Genomic DNA, 1,624 nt, shown 5'->3' with positions numbered 1-1,624 from the left:
GGAAAGGGCGTATGCAATACGCCCCTACGGGATCATAATGCTAACATTAGTCATAAATGATGAAATCCAATTTTCAATGAATAACATTAACTATTGATCTGATTGACATCTAAATTAATAATAAATTTCTTTGATCAATGTTGGGGCGTATTGCATACGCCCTGTATCAAACAACTACAAAAACATCCTTTTTTTGGGTGTTTTATTTTGGGGTCTCTAAACTTTGATAGTCAAGCATTATGAGAAAGGGCGTATGCAATACGTACCAACGGGAAATGATGTGGACCAATTTTCAATGAACAACATTAACCATTGATCTGATTGACATCAAATTAATAATAGATTTATTTGATCTACGTTGGGGCGTATTGCATACGCCCTCTATCAAACAACTACAAAAACATCCTTTTTGGGGTGTTTTATTTTGGATTCTCGAAACTTTGACAAACATGCTTCTTAGGAAAGGGCGTATGCAATACGCCCCTACAGGATCATAATGCTAACATTAGTCATAAATGATGAAATCCAATTTTCAATGAATAACATTAACTATTGATCTGATTGACATCTAAATTAATAATAAATTTCTTTGGTCAATGTTGGGGCGTATTGCATACGCCCTGCATCAAACAACTACAAAAACATCCATTTTTTTGGTGATTTATTTTGGGTTCTCTAAACTTTGATAGTCAAACATTATGAGAAAGGGCGTATGCAATACGCCCCTACGGGATCATAATGCTAACTTATTACAAATGTCTTTTGATTGTAAAAACAATCTTTTTTCCAATACAATGGATTCTCTGCTATATATTTACTGATGTTTTCATATCCATCTTTATCACGAATGATATGTTCGTAATAATTTCTTTGCCATATTGAATGATTTAGAAACCTTAATAAATTTTCTTGTTTTTCATTTTTAATAATTTCTCTGATTTTTCTAGTTGAAGAACCTTTTATACCTCTTATTACTGCTCCAACTGTTTGTGACGTGGATTGAAAACCTTCCTTTTGAATTTTCAAATTACTTTCTCCTATAATAGAAAGAATAAAATGTATATGATTAGGCATAATTACAAATTCTTCTATTTCTACATCTTTCCTTAATTCTGATGAATTGTTTAATTCATTTTGCACTATTTTACCTAATCTATTTAATTCTACTTTACCATTTTGAATTTGGCATAGAAGATTAAATTTATTGTAGGTACAAATCGTAATGAAATAATCCCCTAATGAACTATAATTGTAATCTGCAAGTCGGATTGATTTTCTATTTCTAGAATTCATTTTTTGAATCGTTAGTTTTATCAAGTCAATTAAATTAGACAATTATAAAACTATTTATATAAATAAAAGAATTTCAGAGGAGTAATTCTTTTTTGTAACATTAAATTCATATTAAAAGAGTTATTTCGTCCTTTTTTAGCTTTTTTATAAGAAGCTTACGAAGTGTAGAATAACAACTTTAAAAGATGGATTGAAAATTGAACTATTTATTGATTTTAAATTTAAATAATATTATTTAAGTTTCAATAGCGTCCTAAACGTTTAAAAAAGTGTGAGAAAAGTTTAAGTATCTCAATTAACTTTGAGTTGCATAAAAAAAACATATTCTCAC

At 28.9% G+C, this 1,624-nt stretch carries 1 protein-coding gene; it reads right to left on the bottom strand.

Annotation, left to right across the window (positions count from 1 at the left end; genetic code table 11):
* Positions 1–741: 741 nt before the first annotated feature.
* Complete coding sequence (locus ACXAHM_RS26225; RefSeq protein ID WP_474967050.1) at positions 742–1,293, bottom strand: transposase; 552 nt, start codon at positions 1,291–1,293, stop codon at positions 742–744.
* Positions 1,294–1,624 lie beyond the last annotated feature (331 nt).

It is taken from the genome of Flammeovirga sp. AWQ4_249, assembly GCF_056161045.1.
Note: the sequence above shows the minus strand (reverse complement) of the source record. Positions and strands in the feature narration are given on the sequence as shown.